This is a genomic window from Chromatiales bacterium, assembly GCA_014762505.1.
Taxonomy (GTDB): domain Bacteria; phylum Pseudomonadota; class Gammaproteobacteria; order SpSt-1174; family SpSt-1174; genus SpSt-1174.
The window spans coordinates 13,599-34,663 of sequence record JABURS010000019.1; the positions used below are offsets into that span (position 1 = coordinate 13,599).

The 21,065-nt window shown below is 65.5% G+C and carries 19 protein-coding genes; 18 read left to right on the forward strand and 1 reads right to left on the reverse strand.

All coding sequences use genetic code 11. From position 1 onward, the window contains the following. Positions 1 to 2 precede the first annotated feature (2 nt). The 6 genes from HUJ28_01720 (at position 3) to HUJ28_01745 (ending at position 5,597) form a co-directional block, all read left to right on the forward strand. On the forward strand, positions 3 to 404 hold the full coding sequence (locus tag HUJ28_01720) for a DsrE family protein (GenBank protein MBD3618176.1): 402 nt from the start codon (positions 3 to 5) through the stop codon (positions 402 to 404). A 73-nt stretch (positions 405 to 477) separates the two neighbouring features. Then, on the forward strand, positions 478 to 915 hold the full coding sequence (gene gcvH / locus HUJ28_01725) for a glycine cleavage system protein GcvH (GenBank protein MBD3618177.1): 438 nt from the start codon (positions 478 to 480) through the stop codon (positions 913 to 915). Between the two features lie 81 nt (positions 916 to 996). Beyond that, positions 997 to 2,178: a radical SAM protein gene (locus tag HUJ28_01730; GenBank protein ID MBD3618178.1), complete on the forward strand. Its 1,182-nt coding sequence runs from the start codon at positions 997 to 999 to the stop codon at positions 2,176 to 2,178. Next, positions 2,175 to 3,284 (forward strand): lipoate--protein ligase family protein, encoded by a 1,110-nt coding sequence (locus HUJ28_01735; protein ID MBD3618179.1) that lies wholly within the window; start codon positions 2,175 to 2,177, stop codon positions 3,282 to 3,284. Before HUJ28_01730 ends, HUJ28_01735 begins: the two co-directional genes overlap by 4 nt. Positions 3,285 to 3,295: 11 nt before the next feature. Beyond that, positions 3,296 to 4,384 carry an NAD(P)/FAD-dependent oxidoreductase gene (locus HUJ28_01740; protein ID MBD3618180.1) on the forward strand — a complete coding sequence of 363 codons (1,089 nt, stop codon included), beginning with the start codon at positions 3,296 to 3,298 and terminating at the stop codon, positions 4,382 to 4,384. A 58-nt stretch (positions 4,385 to 4,442) separates the two neighbouring features. Next, complete coding sequence (locus HUJ28_01745; protein ID MBD3618181.1) at positions 4,443 to 5,597, forward strand: radical SAM protein; 1,155 nt, start codon at positions 4,443 to 4,445, stop codon at positions 5,595 to 5,597. Positions 5,598 to 5,721: 124 nt separating this feature from the next. Here the strand turns inward: HUJ28_01745 and HUJ28_01750 are convergent, their stop codons facing one another. After that, on the reverse strand, positions 5,722 to 6,039 hold the full coding sequence (locus tag HUJ28_01750; GenBank protein MBD3618182.1) for a hypothetical protein: 318 nt from the start codon (positions 6,037 to 6,039) through the stop codon (positions 5,722 to 5,724). 103 nt (positions 6,040 to 6,142) lie between these two features. Here HUJ28_01750 and HUJ28_01755 point away from each other — a divergent pair, with 103 nt between their 5' ends. The 12 genes from HUJ28_01755 (at position 6,143) to HUJ28_01810 (ending at position 21,037) form a co-directional block, all read left to right on the forward strand. After that, positions 6,143 to 6,574 (forward strand): hypothetical protein, encoded by a 432-nt coding sequence (locus HUJ28_01755; GenBank protein ID MBD3618183.1) that lies wholly within the window; start codon positions 6,143 to 6,145, stop codon positions 6,572 to 6,574. Between the two features lie 65 nt (positions 6,575 to 6,639). Next, positions 6,640 to 7,494, forward strand: coding sequence for a CbbQ/NirQ/NorQ/GpvN family protein (locus HUJ28_01760; protein ID MBD3618184.1), 855 nt, complete (start codon positions 6,640 to 6,642; stop codon positions 7,492 to 7,494). Between the two features lie 66 nt (positions 7,495 to 7,560). Then, complete coding sequence (locus tag HUJ28_01765; protein MBD3618185.1) at positions 7,561 to 10,086, forward strand: VWA domain-containing protein; 2,526 nt, start codon at positions 7,561 to 7,563, stop codon at positions 10,084 to 10,086. A 12-nt stretch (positions 10,087 to 10,098) separates the two neighbouring features. Further along, positions 10,099 to 11,316, forward strand: a complete 1,218-nt coding sequence (locus HUJ28_01770; GenBank protein ID MBD3618186.1) for an acetoin utilization protein AcuC — start codon at positions 10,099 to 10,101, stop codon at positions 11,314 to 11,316. 65 nt (positions 11,317 to 11,381) lie between these two features. After that, a complete protein-coding gene (locus HUJ28_01775; protein ID MBD3618187.1) occupies positions 11,382 to 12,551 on the forward strand; it encodes an aldo/keto reductase in 1,170 nt (389 codons plus the stop codon). Positions 12,552 to 12,576: 25 nt separating this feature from the next. Beyond that, a complete protein-coding gene (locus tag HUJ28_01780; GenBank protein MBD3618188.1) occupies positions 12,577 to 14,154 on the forward strand; it encodes a DNA mismatch repair protein MutS in 1,578 nt (525 codons plus the stop codon). A 212-nt stretch (positions 14,155 to 14,366) separates the two neighbouring features. Beyond that, positions 14,367 to 16,061 (forward strand): acetolactate synthase 3 large subunit, encoded by a 1,695-nt coding sequence (locus HUJ28_01785; GenBank protein MBD3618189.1) that lies wholly within the window; start codon positions 14,367 to 14,369, stop codon positions 16,059 to 16,061. Positions 16,062 to 16,064: 3 nt separating this feature from the next. Beyond that, positions 16,065 to 16,559 (forward strand): acetolactate synthase small subunit, encoded by a 495-nt coding sequence (gene ilvN / locus HUJ28_01790; GenBank protein MBD3618190.1) that lies wholly within the window; start codon positions 16,065 to 16,067, stop codon positions 16,557 to 16,559. A 74-nt stretch (positions 16,560 to 16,633) separates the two neighbouring features. Next, positions 16,634 to 17,650 carry a ketol-acid reductoisomerase gene (gene ilvC / locus HUJ28_01795; protein ID MBD3618191.1) on the forward strand — a complete coding sequence of 339 codons (1,017 nt, stop codon included), beginning with the start codon at positions 16,634 to 16,636 and terminating at the stop codon, positions 17,648 to 17,650. A 56-nt stretch (positions 17,651 to 17,706) separates the two neighbouring features. Continuing rightward, on the forward strand, positions 17,707 to 18,330 hold the full coding sequence (locus tag HUJ28_01800) for a phosphatidylserine decarboxylase (GenBank protein MBD3618192.1): 624 nt from the start codon (positions 17,707 to 17,709) through the stop codon (positions 18,328 to 18,330). A gap of 38 nt (positions 18,331 to 18,368) precedes the next feature. Continuing rightward, complete coding sequence (gene pssA / locus HUJ28_01805) at positions 18,369 to 19,160, forward strand: CDP-diacylglycerol--serine O-phosphatidyltransferase (protein ID MBD3618193.1); 792 nt, start codon at positions 18,369 to 18,371, stop codon at positions 19,158 to 19,160. A gap of 326 nt (positions 19,161 to 19,486) precedes the next feature. Continuing rightward, on the forward strand, positions 19,487 to 21,037 hold the full coding sequence (locus tag HUJ28_01810) for a 2-isopropylmalate synthase (protein ID MBD3618194.1): 1,551 nt from the start codon (positions 19,487 to 19,489) through the stop codon (positions 21,035 to 21,037). The last annotated feature ends 28 nt before the right edge of the window (positions 21,038 to 21,065 follow it).

Here is a 21,065-nt window from a genome sequence, read left to right on the forward strand (position 1 = left end):
CGATGGCCTACGAAGAACATTATCTCGACAACGACGAGAAGACCGTCGTGTTCATCATGACCAGTGGTCCGAGTACGCCGAACCGCTGCGCGACGCCTTTCTATCTCGGTGCCATCATGGCCTCGATGGATGTGGACGTGCATATCTTTTTCACCATGGAAGGGGTGAAACTGATGCAAAAAGGCGTGGCGGATGACCTGGTCGCAATGGAAGGTGGCAAGAAAGTCATTGATTTTATTAGAGATGCCAAGCGTGCCGGTGTCGTCCTGCATGTTTGCCAGCCTGCATTGCCAGGGTATAAAATCGACGAGGACACGGACATCATCGAGGAGGCAGATCACGTCTCCCGTGCCAGTGTTCTGGCCGATCTGCTTCTGACGTGTGACAAGGTGATCACGTTTTGATGGGTTCTAGGGCTGTCTAGGCCCGTTTTTTGTTTAAGTGCTTGTTAATCAGTCTCATTAGGAGGAAATAAAAATGGGCGCTGTACGCGGATGCAATATCCCGGAAGACCTGCTCTACAACGTCGATAACAACGTGTGGGTCCGTAAGGAAGCCGACGGTAACGTGACGGTTGGTCTGACCTCTTATGCCTGTTCGCTGGCTGGCCAGATCGTTTCCTACACCCCGAAGAAGGTCGGCAAGTCGGTGAAGGCCGACAAGTCCTGCGCCACTGTCGAATCCGGCAAGTGGGTGGGTCCGGCCAAGACCCCGATCGGTGGTGATATCGTCGAAACCAACGACAAGGTGGCTGCCAACCCGGGTCTGATCAACGAAGATCCCTATGGCGAAGGCTGGCTGGTCAAGCTGTCCGCCGAAAACTGGGACGGTGATTCCGCCTCCCTGAAGACCGGTGGTGACGCCCTGGCTGCCTTCGAAGCCAAGATGGAAGCCGACGGCTTCGGCGGCTGCTGATCGGTCGTTAAGCTGTGCTGCTATCCCCCCGCACTGCGGGGGGATAGTGCTTTCTGGAATTGCAAAGACGGGTGGATTTCCATGAGTGACTGGTACGATCTCATCCAGCATGTCGAGCCGCTGGAAGACCTGCCGCTCGATTCGGGCCTGATTCGTTCGTTCGAATCCGACTGGGCGTCGCTCGATGCGAATGCCATTCCTCCCGTTAATTTCTATACCCCGACGTTCAAGGCCTATCAGACTTCCGAGCTGAGCGACTGTGGCAAGAGCGCATGGCCGGCCGTGTCGATCACGGGCGGTGACTGCAAGCTGCAGTGCGACCATTGCAAGGCCAAGATTCTCGAACCGATGATTCCTGCCCGTTCCCCCGAAGATCTGTGGCGCGTGGTCAACGGGATCGTCGAGGATGGTGGTCAGGGCATGCTGCTGACCGGCGGCTCCAACCATCAGAACCATGTCGAGTACGACGACTACTACTCGACCATTCGTCGTATCAAGGACGAATTTCCCGATTTCAAGATCGCGATGCACACCGCACTGGTGACCGAAGACATCGCGATGAGCATGGAACAGTCCGGTATCGATGCGGCCATGATGGACGTGATCGGTTCCCAGGACACCATCACGCAGGTCTATCACCTGCGTCGTACCGTGGATGACTTCGAGGCCACCCTCGAGCATCTCGTCAATACCAAGATGAAGGTCGTCCCGCATATCGTGATCGGCCTGCATTACGGGCGCCTGCTGGGCGAGTGGAATGCACTGGAAATGATCTCCCGCCACCTGCCGGATGCGGTGGTGCTGGTCGTGGTCATGCCCTTCTACGCCCCCGAGAGCCGCCCCTTCGAGACACCCGACACCTCCGCCGTCGGCCGTTTCTTCATGGATGCCCGCCAGGCGCTGCCGAGCACCCCGCTGCTGCTGGGCTGTGCGCGCCCGCCGGGCAAGGCCAAGATGCAGATCGACGCCTACGCGGTGATGGCCGGCCTCAACGGCCTGGCCCACCCCTCCGATGGCATGGTCGAACTGGCCGCCCGCCTCGAGCGCCGCGTGAAGGTCACGCCGGCCTGCTGCTCGATCGCCGTGGGCGACGAGGTCATGGCGCTGGAAAACCTCGACGCCGGCCTCGAGATCGACATCAACGCGATCATCGAGTCCGAGCGCGAGCGCCGGCGCGCCGCCAAGCTTGCCGCCAAGGGTCTCGGCGGTATCCGCATCGTCACCGAAAACGCACCTGCCGCGGGCGGCTGCTGCAGCGCATGAGCGGGCGTAACCCCACAACATGGCGTCTGATCGATACCGGCGTGCGGCGCGCGGCGGAAAATTTCGCGCTCAACCGCGCCCTGCTCGAAGGGCACCAGGAGGGCGTCTCGCCGCACACGCTGCGCTTCCTCAGCTTCAAGCCCTCGGCGCTGCTCGGCTTTCACCAGGATGTCGAGCAGGAGCTCAATGTCGACTACTGCCGTGAGCAGGGCATCGACATCCAGCGACGCGTGACCGGCGGGGGGGCTCTGTACTTCGACGAGACCCAGATCGGTTGGGAGCTCTATCTCGACAAGCAGACCCTCGGTACGGCCGACATGTCGGCCATTGCCCGGCGCGTCTGCGAGGCGGCGGCACGCGGCATCAGCTCGCTGGGCGTGGCGGCCAAGTACCGCCCGCGCAACGACATCGAGGTGGACGGGCGCAAGATCTCCGGCACCGGTGGCGCCTTCGATGGCGACTCCATCCTGTACCAGGGTACGCTGCTCATCGATTTCGACGTGGAAAAGATGCTGCGCGTGCTGCGCATTCCGGCCGAGAAGCTCTCCGGCAAGGCGATCGCATCGGCGCGCGAGCGCGTGGTGAATCTGAAGGAGCTGTTGGGTGATCTGCCGAGCGTCGAGGCCGTCGAGGCGGCCATGGCGCAGGCCTTCGCCGATGAGTTCGGCGTCAGCTTCGAGCGTGCCGAGGATATCAGCGCGCGCGAGCAGGAGATCTTCGCAGAGGCCCTCGAGGAGATCGACTCCGAGGAGTGGATCTACCAGCACAATCGCCCGGTCGATACCGCGCCGATGGTGGAGGGGATCTACAAGTCCGCCGGTGGTCTGATGCGCGCCAACGTGATGCTGGACCCGGAGAAGGGGCGCCTGAAGCAGCTGTGGCTCACGGGTGACTTCTTCATCAAGCCGCGTCGCCTGGTGGTGGATCTGGAAGCTGCGCTGCGCAACACGAAGATCGACGAGCTCGACGCCAACCTGGATGCGTTCTTCGCCGACTACGGCGCGGAAATGCTGCAGCTCACGCGTGACGACTTCGCGACGGTGATCCGCATGGCGATCGACAACGCACAGAATCCGAACGCCCAGGCGGCGTCCGGCGCGGCCTGAGCGGGTAGGACATGGAGCGCTTCGACGTCGTCGTCATCGGTCTGGGCCCGGGTGGGGCGAGTGCCGCCCGCACGGCCGCCGAGGCCGGCCTGCGCGTGCTCGGTATCGACAAGAACAAGGCCGTCGGCGTGCCCGTGCAGTGCGCCGAGTTCATTCCGCTGCCCATGGGTGCCTATGCCCAGGCCGAGGGGGTGTTCAGCCAGAAGATCGTCGGCATGAAGAGCTTTCTGCCATCCGGCGACCGGCACGACTCCGATTTCCCGGGGATGATGATCGAGCGCGACAAGTTCGACCAGGCCATCGCCGCACGGGCCGAAGCGGCTGGCGCGCAGTTCTGGATGGCCTCGCGCATCGTCGGCCTGGACACCGCGGCGCGTACCGTGACCGTGCGCCGGGGGGATGACGAGATCGAGGTGGGTTACGAGGTCCTGGTGGCCGCCGATGGCCCGCATTCGCCGGTGGCAAAACTCATGGGCCTGCCGCCGCTCGAGATCGTGCAGACACGCCAGTACACCGTGCCGCTGCTCAAGCCCTACGAGGACACCGACATCTGGCTGTCGGACGAGTATCCGGGTGGTTATGCCTGGCTGTTCCCCAAGGGCGACGTGGCCAACCTCGGGCTGGGGGCGGATCGTGAATTCGAGGCCGATCTCAAGGTCCCGCTGGACCGGCTGCACCAGCAGCTGGTGGCGGCCGGTCTGCTGGGCGAAGACATCCTCTACCGCACGGGCGGGGCGATCCCCGTGGGCGGTTTGCGGGAGCACCTGGTGGAGGGTAGAGTCCTCTTCATCGGTGATGCCGCCGGGCTTACGCATCCGATCACCGGCGCCGGCATCGCCGCCGCGGTGGTCTCGGGGGAGCTCGCCGGCAAGGCCGCCGCCGCCTTCCTCAGGGATGGTGACGAGGAGGCCTTCGAGGATTACGAGGAAGACGTGCGCGACCAGTACGAATCCTCGGTCGAGCGTGCCGTCGAGCGGCGCCAGTACCTCAGGCAGTACTGGCGTACGGAAAAGGCCAACACGGACGCCGTCCAGCGCAAGGGCTGGGTGGCGTTCGACGAATATTTCAGCCGTGACGCCTCGCAAGGGGCGGCGGTCTAACTTTTAAACGTGCATTCGCGTCGGTAGTGAATACCGCAGAACATCGGGAGGTTTCGTCATGAGCGCTAGCGCCGATACCATCGTCCAGCCGGTGAATTTCTACCGGCCGGATTATCACATCAAGACCCCGGAGATGCGTTCGCCGGAATACGTGCAGATGTCCACCGCCGCCGCGATCTCGCTGGGTCTGGTGCCGGGCAACATGCACCGTACCGCCTGCACGCACTGTCTCAACCTCCTGGTCACCTACCCGGAAGGCTGCCGTGCCAACTGCACCTACTGTGGTCTGGCCCGTCATCGCGAGGAATCGCGTGATTATGCCGACCGCAACTTCATCCGCGTCGACTGGCCGACCGCCCGTTACGACGAGGTGATCGAGAAGGTCAAGGCCGGTCACGACAAGGGTCAGTTCGAGCGCATGTGCATCTCCATGATCACGCATCCGAACTCCGATCACGACACCATGGTACTGCTCAAGCAGTGGATGAAGGAGTTGTCGCACATCCCGGTATCCATCCTCTCCAACCCGACCAGCATGAGCTACGACGACCTGGTCGCCCTGCGTGACGAAGGCGCCGACATCTTCACCGTTGCGCTGGATGCCGTCACCCCCGAGATCTTCGAGCGCACCCGCGGCAAGACCGTCGACTCCCCGCACCGCTGGGACAAGTACTGGCAGGCCATCGAGTGGGCCGCCGAGATCTTCGGCCCCGAGAAATTCGGTGCGCACCTGATCGCCGGCATGGGCGAGACGGAAAAGGAAATGATGGAGGTCTGCCAGAAGATCCGCGACATGGGTGGTCACAACCATATGTTCGCCTTCTTCCCCGAGCAGGGCTCCATGATGGAAGACTGGCCGGCCTGCCCGAAGGACCAGTGGCGCCGCGTGCAGCTGGGTCGTTTCGTCATCGACTACGCCGGTGGCCACGTCAACGACATGAAGTTCAACGAGCAGGGCCAGATCGTCGACTTCGGCCTGGACCAGCAGGAACTGGAAGCCCTCATCAACTCCGGCAAGCCGTTCCAGACCTCCGGCTGCCCCGGCAAGTCCGACGAGGAAGTCTCTGCCTGCAACCGCCCCTACGGCGACTCCAGCCCGACCGACATCCTCTCCTTCCCGTTCGCGCTGAACGGCAAGGACGTCGAATTCGTCAAGCGCCAGATGGCCGGCGAAAACATCGGCACCTTCGATCACGATAGCCTGGACGACTGAGTCCGGCCGTTGTCCGTATCGGCATAAAAAGGCCCCGCCATGCGGGGCCTTTTTCTTGCTGGAGGCCGGCAAACAAAAACGCCCGCGATGTGCGGGCGTTTTGCATGAACAGGCCGGGAGGCGCTTAGCCGATCCAGTCGTGTTCCATCACGTCGATGCGGATGTCTTCCTTCACGCTCTCGCCGTTGCCCTCGATGACGAGGGTGCCGATGCGGGTGCCGGCGGTATCGTAGCTGAACTTGGTTTCGAAGGTGCCGGGCAGGTCGACCTTGCCTTCACCGACGACCTTGCCGTCCACTTCGAACTTCGCACTGGCGGTGCCGCTGCCGTTGAGGAGGGCCTGCAGACGGAAATCCTTGTTCACCGAGCGACGGTAGACCTGCGGGTCGCGGTTCATGTTGTACTGCAGGTTGTTCAGTTTGATCATCTTGAGCAGTTTCATCGCGGCTCCCCGTGAACTATTTCGTTGAACTATTTCTGAGTATATTAGTAGGATATAATACAGCCGATCATCATACCGCATTTGAGAGGATTTTCGTACACCCATGCCACATGACATCCCGCAGGACCCGCAGCAGCGCAATCGCTGGCTGGAAGACCGTCTCGATGACCTCGACGCGCGCATTGGCGCGCTGGAGGCCGCAGAACGCGAGGGTTCGCTGGGCGAGCTGGGGTCGGTCTTGCCCGAGGGGGCTGGTATCATGCGGGACCTGCTGCTGGCCTATGCCGGGCATGCGGGCAAGCCGATGCCGGCCTCGGACGACCTGCTGGAGGTGCAGAAGGCCTTCGTCAAGGGTGATCCGAGCCTGAACGCGGTGCGGGACAACGTGCGCGAGCTGGTGTTCTACCAGAACTGTCTGGCCAGCGACCGGGCCGATGCCCTGCCGCCACGTCCCGCGACCATGATGGTGCGCACGCTGCGTCACGTGTACCTCTATCTGCGTACGCGCTGCCTGCAGGAAGACCGGCTGCCCTAGCCCCTGCAGACCAATCCCATGCCGGGCCCCTGGCTGCGGCGCCGAACGACGTTTGGAGTATTTCGATGAAGAATCTGATCAATCGCCTGCGCGGTGTGGAACAGGATGCCGTGCAGAAACCGGTGGCCGGGCAGGAGCCGTTCTACGTCGCCCAGGGTAACGAGATCGAGCTGTTCGAGGCGGCCTACAAGAAACGTCTGCCGGTGATGCTCAAGGGCCCGACCGGCTGTGGCAAGACCCGCTTCGTCGAGTACATGGCCTACCGGCTCACGCGCCCGCTGGTGAGCGTGGCCTGCCACGAGGACCTGACCAGCTCCGACCTGGTCGGCCGCTACCTGCTGGAAGGCGACGAGACCGTCTGGCACGACGGCCCGCTGACGCGTGCGGTGAAGGAGGGGGCCATCTGCTACCTGGACGAGATCGTCGAGGCGCGCACCGACACCACCGTGGTCATCCACCCGCTCACCGACCACCGTCGCGTGCTGCCGCTGGAGAAGAAGTCCCAGATGATCGAGGCCCACGAGGACTTCATGCTGGTGATCTCCTACAACCCGGGCTACCAGACCGTACTCAAGGACCTCAAGCCCTCCACCAAGCAGCGCTTCATCGCCCTGCAGTTCGACTACCCGAACGAGGAGATCGAGCGCCAGATCGTGGCCAAGGAATCGGGCGGGCTGGACGCGGAGATCGTGGACAAGCTCGTGGCCGCCGGCCGCAAGGCCCGCGCCCTCAAGGACCACGGCCTGGAGGAGGCCACCTCCACCCGCGCACTCACCTACGCCGGGACGCTGATCCAGGCGGGTGTCGATCCCATCGAGGCCTGCCGCGCGGCGATGATCCACCCGCTGACCGACGATCCGGAGCTGGTCGAGGCCATCGAGGAGATCGTGCGCGCCCATTTCGGCGCCGCCGACGAGTAGGCCGCCCCGTCCATCCTGCAGGCAAACGCCCCGGCCGGTATGCGCCGGGGCTGACCGACGAGCCCCATGACCGACGCAGAAGCCCTCGTAGAGATCCAGGAGATCCTCCAGCACCTGGAGCAGATCAGTTTCGTGGCGCAGCGCGATGCCCGCGAGGCGCTGCCAGTGCTGGAGCCGCTGGGCGCCCAGCCGACCCTGCGCTGGCTGGAGGCCGCCCGCGACCTGTTCTTCCACGATCGCGAGGCCGGCAAGGTCTTCATGCGCGCCAGCCCCGCGGTGGTGGAGAAGACCGGCGAGGTGGACTTCTGGGTGGCGCAGGCCCGCGGCTTCTCGAAGTGGGTGAATTCCTGGGGGGCGCTCGAGGGCTTCATGGCCCAGGTGGGCGACGTGACGGCCGAATGGGGCCGCGAGGCCGAGCAGCGCTGGTACGACATCGGCCTGCGCTGGTGTGAGCGCCACCTGGAGGACGCCGCGCACTACTTCCGCGCCCCCTTCCGCGAACTCGGCGACGGGCGCGGCATCGAGGGTATCGAGGACCTGATCGCCCCGGCCGAGAAGCTCTTTGACGAGCGCGGCCTGACGCTGGATGCCTATCTCGAGGGGGCGGTGATCGCGCGCAACATCGTCGGCGTGGCGGGCATCGAGAGCTGGGCACGGCGCGGCGCCGACATCATGCAGGCCGGCCGTTCGCGCGGCGAGGAATACTTTCGGCTGGAGAGCGAGGAGAGCCTGCGCCTGCTGCTGGACGGCATGCCGGGCTACCGCCCGCGGCGCCACAGCCGCTTCCTGCAGCTGCTGACCACGGCCTGGTTCGGCCACCTGGTGCCGCTGGCCGATGGCGACTGGCGTCCGGGCCGGGGGCGCCCGATGATGGACACCGACGGGCATACCCTCTACCTGCCCGCCGTGCTGGAGGGGCGCGAGGAGGCCATCGTCGCGGTGCTCCACACCATGGGGCACCTGCGCTTCGACACCTATTTCCTCGACCACATCGAGGCGCTGTTTGGCGAGCTGGGCATGGAACACCCGCCCGTCGACGCCGATCAGCGCATCACCTGGCGTCCGCTCTACGCCCACTTCGAGGAGCGCATGTTCCGCTTCCAGGTGCTGTTCGACCTCTGCGAGGACCTGCGCGTGGACGCGCGCCTGGACACCCTCATCCCCGGTTACCTCAGACGCGTGGTGCACCTGGCCGACGCGCATGAGCAGCCGCAGGGTCCGGCCGGCGTGTTCTACCGCTACGCGCTGGCCCAGTACGAGGCCCTGGCCCTGGGGCGCGGTCTCGATGCACGCCTGCAGCCGCTGCTGGCGGAGGACGCCAGCGTGGTGGATGCCTTCCGCGTGTCCCGCGGGCTGTTCGACGAGGCCGAGTTTCCCGAGATCGGTATCGACGCGCGCGACGACGCCTACCTGCCGGGTCACGGGCACAACACCGGTCGCCCGGTATACCCGCGCCGGCGCTGGCAGGACGAGGTCTACGTCAACGACTACGACGTGCACGCCGACAACAAGGCCGAGGCCGAGAAGCAGAAGGAAGAGCAGCCGCAGACCACGCAGGAGATGCGCCAGGTCGACCCCGACCCGGACATCAACGTGCCGCAGGAGAACACCTCCGGCAGCGGCGGGCGCATCGGCGTGGGCATCCCCATGCCGGCCCAGGTGGTCGGCCGCGGGGCGACCGTACACGAACTCACCGAGGGCTATCCCTATCCCGAGTGGGACTACCGCGAGCAACGCTACATCCACGAGTGGGCGCGGGTGCAGGAACGCCGGCTGGAGGAGATGGAACCCGAACGCGCGGAGATGATCCGCGCCGATCATGCCGGGGCGCTCAAGCGCCTGCGCCGCGCCCTGGAGATGCAGCGCCCGAGCCGCATGGCGCCCCTGCGCCGCCAGCTCGAGGGCGACGAACTCGACATGGAGGCGGCGGTGGGGTTCGTCGCCGAGAAGAAGGCCGGGCTCTCGCCCAAGCCCTTCATCTACCGCCACCGCACCCGCCAGCACCGCGACACGGCCGTGATGCTGCTGGCCGACATGTCCACCTCCATCATGGCGAGCCATGCCGGCGGGCAGGGCAAGCTCATCGACCACCTGCGCGCGGGCCTGATGATGTTCGCCGAGGCGATCAACGACGTCGGCGATCCGAACGCGATCTGCGGCTTCGCCTCGAAGAACCACGACAACGTGAACTACTACGTGCTCAAGGACTTCGACGAGACCATGAACCCCGACGTGCGCGCGCGCATCGCCGCCGTCTCCGGCCGCCTGGCCAGCCGCATGGGTGCGGCCATCCGTCACTCCATCGAGCGCTTCAACGGCGTGTCCGCCCATCATCGTCTGCTGCTGCTGCTCACCGACGGGCGTCCGGCCGACTACGACGACGGCGGCGACACACGCTACCTGCACGAGGACACGCGCATGGCGATGAAGGAGGCCGTGGATCGCGGCATCCACCCCTTCTGCGTGACGCTCGACCCCTCCGGCAGCGAGTACCTCCCGGCGATCTTCGGCCCCGGGCACTACACCGTCATCGACCACGCGGCGGACCTGCCGGCCCGACTGCCCGAGATCTACCTGCGCCTGCGCCGCTGAGCGCCCCTGTCCATGAGCCAGACTGCCGACGATCTCAACGCGAACCCCGTGGCCGTCCCGCCGACCCGCAAGGCGGTACTCACCGCCGCCGCGCGCTATCGCCGGCACTCCTACGGTGACAACCACCCGCTCGGTATCCCGCGCGTGTCGCTCACCCTGGACCTGATCCGCGCCTACGGCGCCCTGGACGAGGCCACCGAATACCTGCCCTCGCGCAAGGCCCTGCCGCGCGAGCTCCAGTGGTTCCACACCCGCGAGTACGTCTCGGCCATGCAGCGCTGCGAGGCCGTGGGCAAGGTGTTCGACAAGTACCGCCAGCGCCACAACATCGGCAATTACGAGAACCCGTATTTCCCGGATTTCTTCGCCACGCCCGCCACCGCCACCGGCGGCAGCATCCAGGGCGCCGAGGAGGTGCTGAAGGGCCGCGTCGCCTTCAGTCCGGCCGGCGGCATGCACCACGCCCTGCCGGATTCCGCCCAGGGCTTCTGCTTCTTCAACGACCCTGCGCTGGCCATCCTGCGCCTGCGCCAGGAAGGGCTGCGCGTGCTGTACGTCGATATCGACGCGCATCACGGCGACGGCGTGGAATACGCCTTTCGCGACGACCCCGGCGTCTGCACCTTCTCCCTGCACATGGACACCGAGTACGCCTATCCCTTCAAGGGCGGGCAGGTGACGGATACGGGGCCGCAGGGCAATGCCGTGAACGTGCCGCTGCCCCGCGAGATGAACGACAGCGAATACCGTCACGTCTTTACCCGGGTCTGGCCCGCGGTGCTGGCGGCCTTCGAACCGGAGGTCGTGGTGCTGCAGACCGGTACCGACATCCTGCGGCCGGACCCGCTCGGCAAGTTCCGCATCTCCACGCAGCTGTTCCTGGAGCTGGTGCAGCGCATCCTCGACGACAGCCCGACGCATGCCGACGGCACGCCGCGCCTGCTGGCGGTGGGCGGCGGCGGCTATCACCCGCTGGTGCTGGCGCGCTGCTGGGTCGGCGTGTGGGCCATCCTCTCCGGGCGTGAGCTCCCCGCCGAGCTGCCGGATGCGGGACAGGCCCTGCTGCGCGCGGTGGACTGGGACCAGGACGAGGACGAGGAGTATTTCGAAGGCCTGTTTGCCAGCCGGCTCGACCCCGCCTACGAGGGCGAGCTGCGCGCCGAGGTGCGTGCGCTGGCCGACCGGGTGCTGGACACGCACCCGCTGTTCGCCGGGGCCGCCGTGCGCTGAAGCCCGGCCCCGATTCTGATAACCTTCTGCGGTTTACGACCGCAGTCCAACCGATACCCGTGACGATGCAGCCAAAACCGACCCTGATCACCGGACATGCCAACGCCAAGGCCACCCGCGCCTACGCCGAGCAGCACCAGCGCGAGGGGCACGCGGCCGAGGGCCATTACAGCGAGTTCCTGCGCGCACGCATGCAGCTCTCGAGCCTGGGCGTGGGCACCTTCCCGGGCGCGGCCACGCCCGAGGTGGATGCGAAGATCGCGGCCATCGTCACCCGTGCCCTGCTGTCCGGCGTCAACGTCATCGACACCGGTGCGCATTACCGCTACGGCCGTTCGCTGGCCGCGGTGGGGGCGGGCGTGCGTGCCGCGGTCGAGGCCGGCGTGCCGCGCGAGGCCATGTTCCTGATCTCCAAGGGGGGCTTCCTCACCCTGCGCGGCGGGCCGCCGCCCGACATGCAGGCCTGGTTCGAGCAGGAGATCGTGGCGCAGGGCTACGGCAGCATGGAGGACCTGGCCAAGGGCTGCCATCTGCTCACGCCGGCCTACATCAATTACCAGATCGAGCTCTCGCGCAACCTGATGGGTGTGGAGACGCTGGACGCCTTCCTCGTCGACCAGCCCGAGGTGCACATCCCGGAGATCGGCAAGGAGGCGCTCAACCGCAAGCTGCTGCCGGTGTTCGAGGTGCTGGAGCGGGCCGTTGCCGAGGGCCGCATCCGCTACTACGGCATCGCCACCTTCGACAGCCTGCGGGTGGAGACCGACGACAAGCTGTTCCAGTCCATCACCTCCATGCAGGGCCTGGCCGAGAAGGCGGCGCAGGCCGCGACCGGCCAGGACATGGCGCGCCACCACTTCAAGCTCATGACCATGCCCTTCAACCAGGTGATGCTGGAGGGCTTCACGCGCTTCAACACCGCCACCGGGCAGGGCAACGTCGGCTCGCCGGTGCAGGCCGCGCATCAGCTCGACGTGTACATGATGGCCAGCCACAGCATGTTCAAGGGCCATCTGGCGCAGCAGTCCATGGACGTGGTGGAGCGTGCCATCGGCAACGTCGCCAATCCCGCGCAGCGCGCCCTGCAGTTCAACCGGTCCACGCCCGGCATCGGCACCTCGCTGGTGGGCATGAGCACGCCCGAGCACCTGGACGACGTGCTGGCCGTGGCCAAGCTCCCGCCGCTGCCGCGCAAGGACTACCTCGCCATGTACCAGAAGGCCGAGGGCGTGTAACCGCCCCGCCCGGAGACGAGACCCGATGCAAGCCGACCTCAAGGCCCTGGAGTTCGACGCCATCCGCCGGCTCCTGGAAAAGCTCACCGCCACCCCCTACGGGGCCGACGCGGCCCGCGCCCTGGAGCCCGCGCCGAGTCTGGACATCGCCCGCAACATGCAGCAGGCGGTGACGGTGGCCCGCCAGCTCGTCGACGCCGGCCAGGCCCCGTCCATCGGCCAGCTGCCGGACGTGCGCGCCGCCCTGCGCCAGGCCGCCTCCCCGGGCGCGGCCCTGAGCAGCCAGGCGCTGTACAACCTGCAGGTGGTGATGAACGCCGGCAGCCGGCTGGCCGATGCCCTGGCCGGCCGGCCCGGACTCTATCCCGGCGATCTGGCTGAACTGCGTCCGCCGCAGCCGATCGTCGACATCCTCGCCCGTACCCTGGTGGGCGCGGGTACCCTGCGTGACGATGCCAGCGAGGCCCTGGTGGGCTATTTCGGCGAGCGCCGGGCGCTGCGCGAGCAGGTGGAGGACGTGGTGCGCAAGCGCATGGCGAAGGCCGACATCAAGGACCAGTTCGAGGATGCGAACCGGGTCGACTGGTACAATGAGCGCGCCGTGATCACCCTGCGCGGTACCGAGGCCGACAAGGTCAAGGGGGTGCGCCGTGGCTCGGCCATGGGCGGGCGCGACGTCATCATCGAGCCGATGGAGGCCGTGCCGCACAACAACCAGCTGGAGACGGTGAACGGCAAGATCACCGGCGAACAGCAGCGCCTGCTGCGCGAGATCACGGGCGTGATCCGCGAGCACGTCGAGTCCCTCCAGCAGCTGCTCGCGGCCATCACCTGGGTGGACCTCGCGCTGGCCGCCGGCGAGCTGAGCCGCGCCATGCACGGCCACGCCCCCACGCTGAGCGAGTCGGCCGGCGTGGAGCTCAACCAGGCCTATCACCCGCTCCTGCTGCTGCAGTTCGCCGGCGGCCGCGGCCCGCAGCCCGTGCCGCTGTCGATCCGTCTGGGCGGCGAGGACACCATCCTGCTGATCACCGGGCCCAACACCGGTGGCAAGACCGTGGCGCTCAAGACCCTGGGGCTGCTCACGGTGATGGCCTACTGCGGCCTGCACATCCCGGCCGAACAGGATTGCGTGATCGGCAACTACCGCAAGGTGATCGTCGATGTCGGCGACCACCAGAGCCTGTTCCACCACCTGTCCACCTTCGCCGGCCACGTGGAGGTGCTCAAGCGCATCCTCGACGAGGCCGACGGCGACACCCTGGTGCTGCTCGACGAGCTGGGCACCGGCACCGACCCGGAGGAGGGCGCGGCACTGGCCATGGCGGTGTTGGACGAGCTGCTGGAGCGCCGCGTGCAGGGCATCGTCAACACCCACCTCTCGCCGCTCAAGGACTACGCCGACCGTCACGCCAACATCGTCAACGCCTCCATGCAGTTCGACCACGAGCGCCTGGTGCCCACCTACCAGCTGCAGATCGGCGTACCCGGCGTCTCGCTGGGGCTCACCATCGCCGAGAAGAACGGTCTGCCCCGCGACCTGATCGGCCGGGCCCGCGAGCACCTGGCCGAGATCTCCGAACTGAGCGCCCGCCACGGCTGATGCCGTCGGCGGCCCGCCCGCGGGGCCGGATCTCCCCCGGCCACGCGCAATATTAATAGTTCGTGAAATCTTGAATCGAAGCGGTTAAGATTAAAGTCTTTCGCTTTCCGTACCCTCGGCGGCAATCGTGTTGATTTTATGGGGTTTTTTCTCCCGGCCGGTTATGGGACGGTAGGCGTGTTTCTGAGAAACTTCCGTATGGGGACTTGCAAGTGGAACTGACCGGTGCCGAAATCTTCGTCCGTTGCCTCAAGGAAGAGGGCGTAGATGTCATTTTCGGGTATCCCGGTGGTGCGGTCCTGCACATCTACGACGCGCTGTACAAGCAGAAGGACGTGACCCACGTCCTCGTGCGTCACGAGCAGGGCGCGGTGCACGCCGCCGAGGGCTACGCGAAATCCTCCGACCGTCCGGGCGTGGCGCTGGTCACCTCGGGCCCGGGTGCCACCAATGCCATCACCGGCATTGCCGACGCCTACATGGATTCGGTACCGCTGGTCGTCTTCTCCGGCCAGGTCAATACCGCGCTCATCGGCAACGACGCCTTCCAGGAAGTGGACACGGTGGGCATCACGCGCCCGATCGTGAAGCACAACTTCCTGGTCAAGGACGTGAAGGACCTGGCCGAGACCATCAAGAAGGCCTTCTACGTGGCGACCACCGGCCGTCCCGGTCCGGTGGTGGTGGACATCCCCAAGGACGTGACCGCCAACAAGGCCGAGTTCAAGTACCCGCGCACGGTGAAGATGCGCTCGTACAACCCGACCGTGAAGGGGCATCTGGGCCAGATCAAGAAGGCGGTGGATCTCATCCTCGCGGCCGAGAAGCCCATGATCTACAGCGGCGGCGGTGTGATCCTGAGCCATGCCTCCAAGGCGCTGACCGACTTCACGAAGTACCTCGGTTATCCCATCACCAACACGCTGATGGGCCTGGGCGCCTATCCGGCCACCGACCGGCAGTTCGTCGGCATGCTGGGCATGCACGGCACCTACGAGGCCAACATGGGCATGCACCATGCCGACCTCATCATCGCCGTCGGGGCACGTTTCGACGACCGCGTGACCGGCAACATCGAGAAGTTCTGCCCGCATGCGAAGATCGTGCACCTGGACATCGACCCGGCCTCCATCTCCAAGAACGTGAAGGTGGATGTGCCGATCGTGGGCGACGTGGACCATGTGCTCAAGGAGCTGATCAAGGAACTCAAGGCGCGCAAGGAAAAGCCCGATGCCAAGGCGCTGGACGCCTGGTGGAAGCAGATCGAGGAATGGCGCGCCATGGACTGCCTCAAGTACGACCGCGAGAGCGAGCTGATCAAGCCGCAGTACGTGATCCAGAAACTCTGGGAAGTGACCAAGGGCGATGCCTTCGTGACCTCGGACGTGGGTCAGCACCAGATGTTCACGGCGCAGTTCTACAAGTTCGACAAGCCCAACCGCTGGATCAATTCCGGGGGACTCGGCACCATGGGCTTCGGCCTGCCGGCCGCCATGGGCGTGCAGATGGCCAACCCCAAGGAGCTGGTCTGCACCGTCACGGGCGAGGCCAGCATCCAGATGTGCATCCAGGAGCTGTCCACCTGCCTGCAGTACCAGCTGCCCATCAAGGTCGTGAACCTCAACAACCGCTACATGGGCATGGTGCGTCAGTGGCAGGAGTTCTTCTACCAGGGCCGCTACGCCATGTCCTACATGGATGCCCTGCCGGACTTCGTGAAGCTGGCCGAGGCCTACGGACACGTCGGCATGCGCATCGAGAAGCCGGCCGATGTCGAGGGCGCGCTCAAGGAGGCGATGAAGCTAAAGGACCGCCTGGTCTTCATGGACTTCATCACCGACCAGGGTGAGAACGTCTATCCCATGATTCCCGCCGGTGCGGGGCAGAACGAAATGATCCTGGTGTAAGTCATGCGGCACATCATCTCCATACTGATCGAAAACGAGTCCGGGGCCCTGTCGCGTGTGGCCGGCCTGTTCTCGGCGCGCGGCTACAACATCGAGTCGCTCACCGTGGCGCCCACCGACGACCCGACCCTGTCGCGCATGACCCTGGTGACCCGCGGGTCCGACCAGATCATCGAGCAGATCACCAAGCAGCTGAACAAGCTGGTGGACGTGGTCAAGCTCATGGATCTCACCGAGCATCGCCATATCGAGCGCGAGATGATGCTGGTGAAGGTCAAGGCACAGGGCTCGGCGGAACGCGATGAGGTCAAGCGCCTGGTCGATATCTTCCGCGGCCGCATCGTCGACGTCGCTGCCACCACTTACACGGTGGAGCTCACCGGCACCGGCGACAAACTCGACGCCTTCATCACCGCGCTGGAAGGCAGTGTCATCCTCGAGGTGGTGCGTTCCGGCGTCATGGGCATCGCGCGTGGCGACGTGGCGCTGAAGATCTGAGCATCGATTTCCGACGCCGCCGACCGGCGGCGTCCAGAACCTTTGAATCACTGGCTTTACGTGGGGAACATCCAATGAAGATCTATTACGACAAAGACTGCGACCTCTCCATCATCAAGGGGATGAAGGTCGCCATCATCGGCTACGGCTCCCAGGGCCACGCCCATGCGAACAACCTCAAGGATTCCGGCGTCGACGTCACCGTCGGCCTGCGCCCGGGTTCCGCCTCCGTGGCCAAGGCCGAGAAGTCCGGCCTGACCGTGAAGCCGGTGGCCGAGGCCGTGGCCGCCGCCGATGTGGTCATGATGCTGACCCCGGACGAATTCCAGTCCCAGCTCTACAAGGCCGAGATCGAGCCCAACCTGAAGAAGGGTGGCGTGCTGGCCTTCGCGCATGGCTTCGCCATCGTCTACAATCAGATCGTGCCGCGTGCCGACATGGACGTGATCATGATCGCGCCCAAGGCCCCGGGCCACACCGTGCGTTCCGAGTTCACCAAGGGCGGCGGCATCCCGGACCTGATCGCGATCGAACAGGATGCCTCCGGCAAGGCCCGCGACATCGCGCTGTCCTACGCCTCCGCCATCGGCGGTGGCCGCACCGGCATCATCGAGACCACCTTCCGTGACGAGACCGAGACCGACCTGTTCGGCGAACAGGCCGTGCTCTGCGGCGGCGCCGTGGAGCTGGTGAAGGCCGGCTTCGAGACCCTGGTCGAGGCGGGCTACGCGCCGGAGATGGCCTACTTCGAGTGCCTGCACGAGCTCAAGCTCATCGTCGACCTGATGTACGAAGGCGGTATCGCCAACATGAACTACTCCATCTCCAACAACGCGGAGTACGGCGAGTACGTGACCGGTCCGAAGGTCATCAACGAAGAGAGCCGCTGGGCGATGAAGGAAGCCCTGCACAACATCCAGACCGGTGAATATGCCAAGCGCTTCATCCTCGAGGGGCAGACCAACTATCCCGAGATGACCGCGCGCCGCCGCCAGAACGCCGAGCACCCCATCGAGGAGGTCGGTGAGAAGCTGCGTAGCATGATGCCCTGGATCACGGCGAACAAGATCGTCGACAAGACGAAGAACTGAGCAACAGGGGCCGGCGGGGCAAAAGTACCGCCGGCCTTTTTCGTTGTGGAGGACTGATGTTCCCGATCGCGCGCGAGGCCCGTCTGTTCGTACTGGTGCTGCTGGCCGTGGCCGTGCTGGCCTCGATCTATCTGCCGCTGGTCGTGGCGGCGGTGTTCTGGTTGATGCTCCTGCTGCTGGCCTTTCTGCTGCGCGACCTGCGGAGGCTGGTGCCGTCGCGACCGCTGGCCGTGGTCAGTCCGGTGGATGGCGTGGTGACCTCGGTGTCCGAGGCACGTGACCCCTATCTCAAGCGCGAGGCCCTGGTCATCCGCATCCGCCAGCACTGGTTCGGCGAGTTCAACGTACATAGCCCGGTGGAAGGCAAGATCACGGAGCGCTGGTGGCCGGAACGCACGCGCGAGGACGAGGACGAGCTCCCCCCCGGGCACTTCGCCATCTGGATGCAGACCGACGAGGGCGATGATGCCGTGGTGGCCATTGATCTGCAGGGACGGTTCCGGCTCATGCACTGCAGCGCACAGGCGGGCGAACGCACGGGGCAGGGGCGGCGCTGCGGCCTGATGGGCTTCGGCCGGCCGGTCACCGTCTATCTGCCGGCCACTGCCCGCGTGGCCGTGGCGCCGGGGCAGCGCCTGCTGGCGGGGAGCGACGTGATTGCTTCCTTCGTGCATGGCTAACATAATCGGTCCGACATACACGTCTATGCAGGATGCGCATGAGCACTGAAGACCAGAAGTCGCATCGCGCGATCTATCTCCTCCCCAACCTGTTCACCACGGCGGCGCTGTTTGCCGGTTTCTACGCCATCGCCGCCGCCATGGCCGGTCGCTTCGAGGCGGCGGCCGTGGCCATCTTCATCGCCATGGTGCTGGACGGCGTGGACGGGCGCGTGGCGCGCATGACCAATACCCAGAGCGCCTTCGGTGCCGAGTACGACAGCCTCGCCGACATGGTCTCCTTCGGCCTGGCCCCGGCCCTGGTGATGTATCAGTGGGCACTGGTCTACCTCGATCCCCTGGGTTTTGGCTGGGCCAAGACCGGCTGGCTGGCCGCCTTCCTCTATACGGCCTGCGCGGCCCTGCGGCTGGCCCGGTTCAATACCAAGGTGGGCGTCGCCGACAAGCGCTTCTTCCAGGGGCTGCCGAGCCCGACGGCGGCGGCCGTGCTCATGGGCATGGTCTGGGTGCTGAACGACCTCGAGGTGGAAGGGGAGGCCCTGCGCTACGTGGCCCTGGCGGTCACCGTGATCGTGGGCCTGCTGATGGTGAGCAACATCAGCTACTACAGCTTCAAGGACATCGATTTCCGCAACAAGGTGCCGTTCATCGCCATGCTGCTGGTGGTGGTGGTCTTCGTGGTCGCCTCGCTGGACCCGCCCAAGATCCTGCTCGCGGCCTTCGGCATCTACACCCTCTCGGGGCCGGTACTGGCCGTGATCCGCTGGCGGCGCAAGCGTGAACGGGCGCAGGAGTCCTCCGAGGAGCCCGATGCCGGGGACGGCGGCTAGAAAATCCCGCCCCGATACTTGGCAAGGCCGGTTTCGGCCGTTATAGTGGATCCAACTGCAACTGATTATCGATTGACCAATCAATGCCCCATCCGATGTCACAGACTGCGTTCCCGCACACCGCCTCCGCCGGTGTCGCGCGTCTGTGCCTGTCCGATCTGTCCCTGCTTGTGCTGCGACTGCCGCTGTAGCGGCGTCCATCTGGCCTGGCGAGGCGAAACGCACCCATTCTTTATCTATTTCGGAGTCCTGCTGGCCAGGACGATCCGGTACACTATCCCGATTCAGACGATCCGCCCGGCGCGGGTCGAACGGAGAATGTGAACATGGCGGACAAAGACAAACTCATCATCTTCGATACCACCTTGCGCGACGGCGAGCAGAGCCCGGGCGCCTCCATGACCAAGGACGAAAAGGTGCGTATCGCCAAGGCCCTGGAAAAGATGCGCGTGGACGTGATCGAGGCCGGTTTCCCGATCGCCAGCCCCGGCGACTTCGAGGCCGTGCAGGCGGTGGCCCGCAGCATCAAGGACAGCACCGTGTGCGGGCTTTCCCGTGCGCTGGACAAGGACATCGACCGTGCCGGCGAGGCCCTGAAGGACGCCAACTCGGCGCGCATCCACACCTTCATCGCCACCTCGCCCATCCACATGCAGGCGAAGCTGCGCATGGAGCCCGACCAGGTGCTCGAGCAGGCCGTGCGCGCGGTGAAGCGTGCCCGCCAGCACACCGACAACGTCGAGTTCTCGGCCGAGGACGCGGGGCGCTCCGAGCTCGATTTCCTCTGCCGCGTGATCGAGGCGGTGATCGACGCGGGTGCCACCACCATCAACATCCCGGACACCGTGGGCTACAACATCCCGCAGCAGTTCGGCGAGCTCATCGGCAACCTCATGTCGCGCGTGCCGAACGCCGACAAGGCCGTGTTCTCCGTGCATTGTCACAACGACCTGGGCCTGGCCGTCTCCAACTCGCTCGCCGCCGTACTCAACGGGGCGCGCCAGGTGGAGTGCACCATCAACGGCCTGGGCGAGCGTGCCGGCAACGCCTCGCTGGAGGAGATCGTCATGGCCGTGCGCACGCGCCAGGACGTCTTCTCCTGCGACACCGACCTCGACACCACGCAGATCGTGCCCTGCTCGCGCCTGGTGTCCGGCATCACCGGCTTCCCGGTGCAGCCGAACAAGGCCATCGTCGGCGCCAATGCCTTTGCCCACGAGTCCGGCATCCACCAGGACGGCGTGCTCAAGTCGCGCGAGACCTACGAAATCATGCGTGCCGAGGACGTCGGCTGGAGCGCCAACCGCATCGTGCTCGGCAAGCACTCGGGCCGCAATGCCTTCCGCACCCGCTGCCAGGAGATCGGCATCGAGTTCGAGACGGAGGAAGAGCTCAACCTGGCCTTCTCCAAGTTCAAGGACCTGGCCGACAAGAAGCACGACATCTTCGACGAGGACCTGCAGGCACTCGTCAGCGAGGCCAGCACGGCGGTCGAGGACGAGTGCTACAAGCTGCTGGCCCTGCGCGTGTGCTCGGAGACCGGCGAGACGCCGGTGGCGGGCATCACGCTCAGCGTCGACGGCGAGGAGAAGGCCGGCGAGTGTGCCGGCAGCGGGCCGGTGGATGCGGCCTTCCGCGCCATCGAGGAGATTGTCTCCAGCGGCACCCAGCTGCAGCTCTACTCGGTGAACAACATCACCAGCGGCACCGATGCGCAGGGCGAGGTGACCGTGCGCCTGGAGAAGGCCGGGCGCATCGTCAACGGCCTGGGGGCGGATACCGACATCGTCATCGCCTCGGCCAAGGCCTATCTCAACGCGCTGAACAAGCTGGTGGACCAGACCCAGCGCGCCCATCCCCAGCGGGACGGCGTATAGGAACCGAGGGGCCGGCATGACCGGCCCC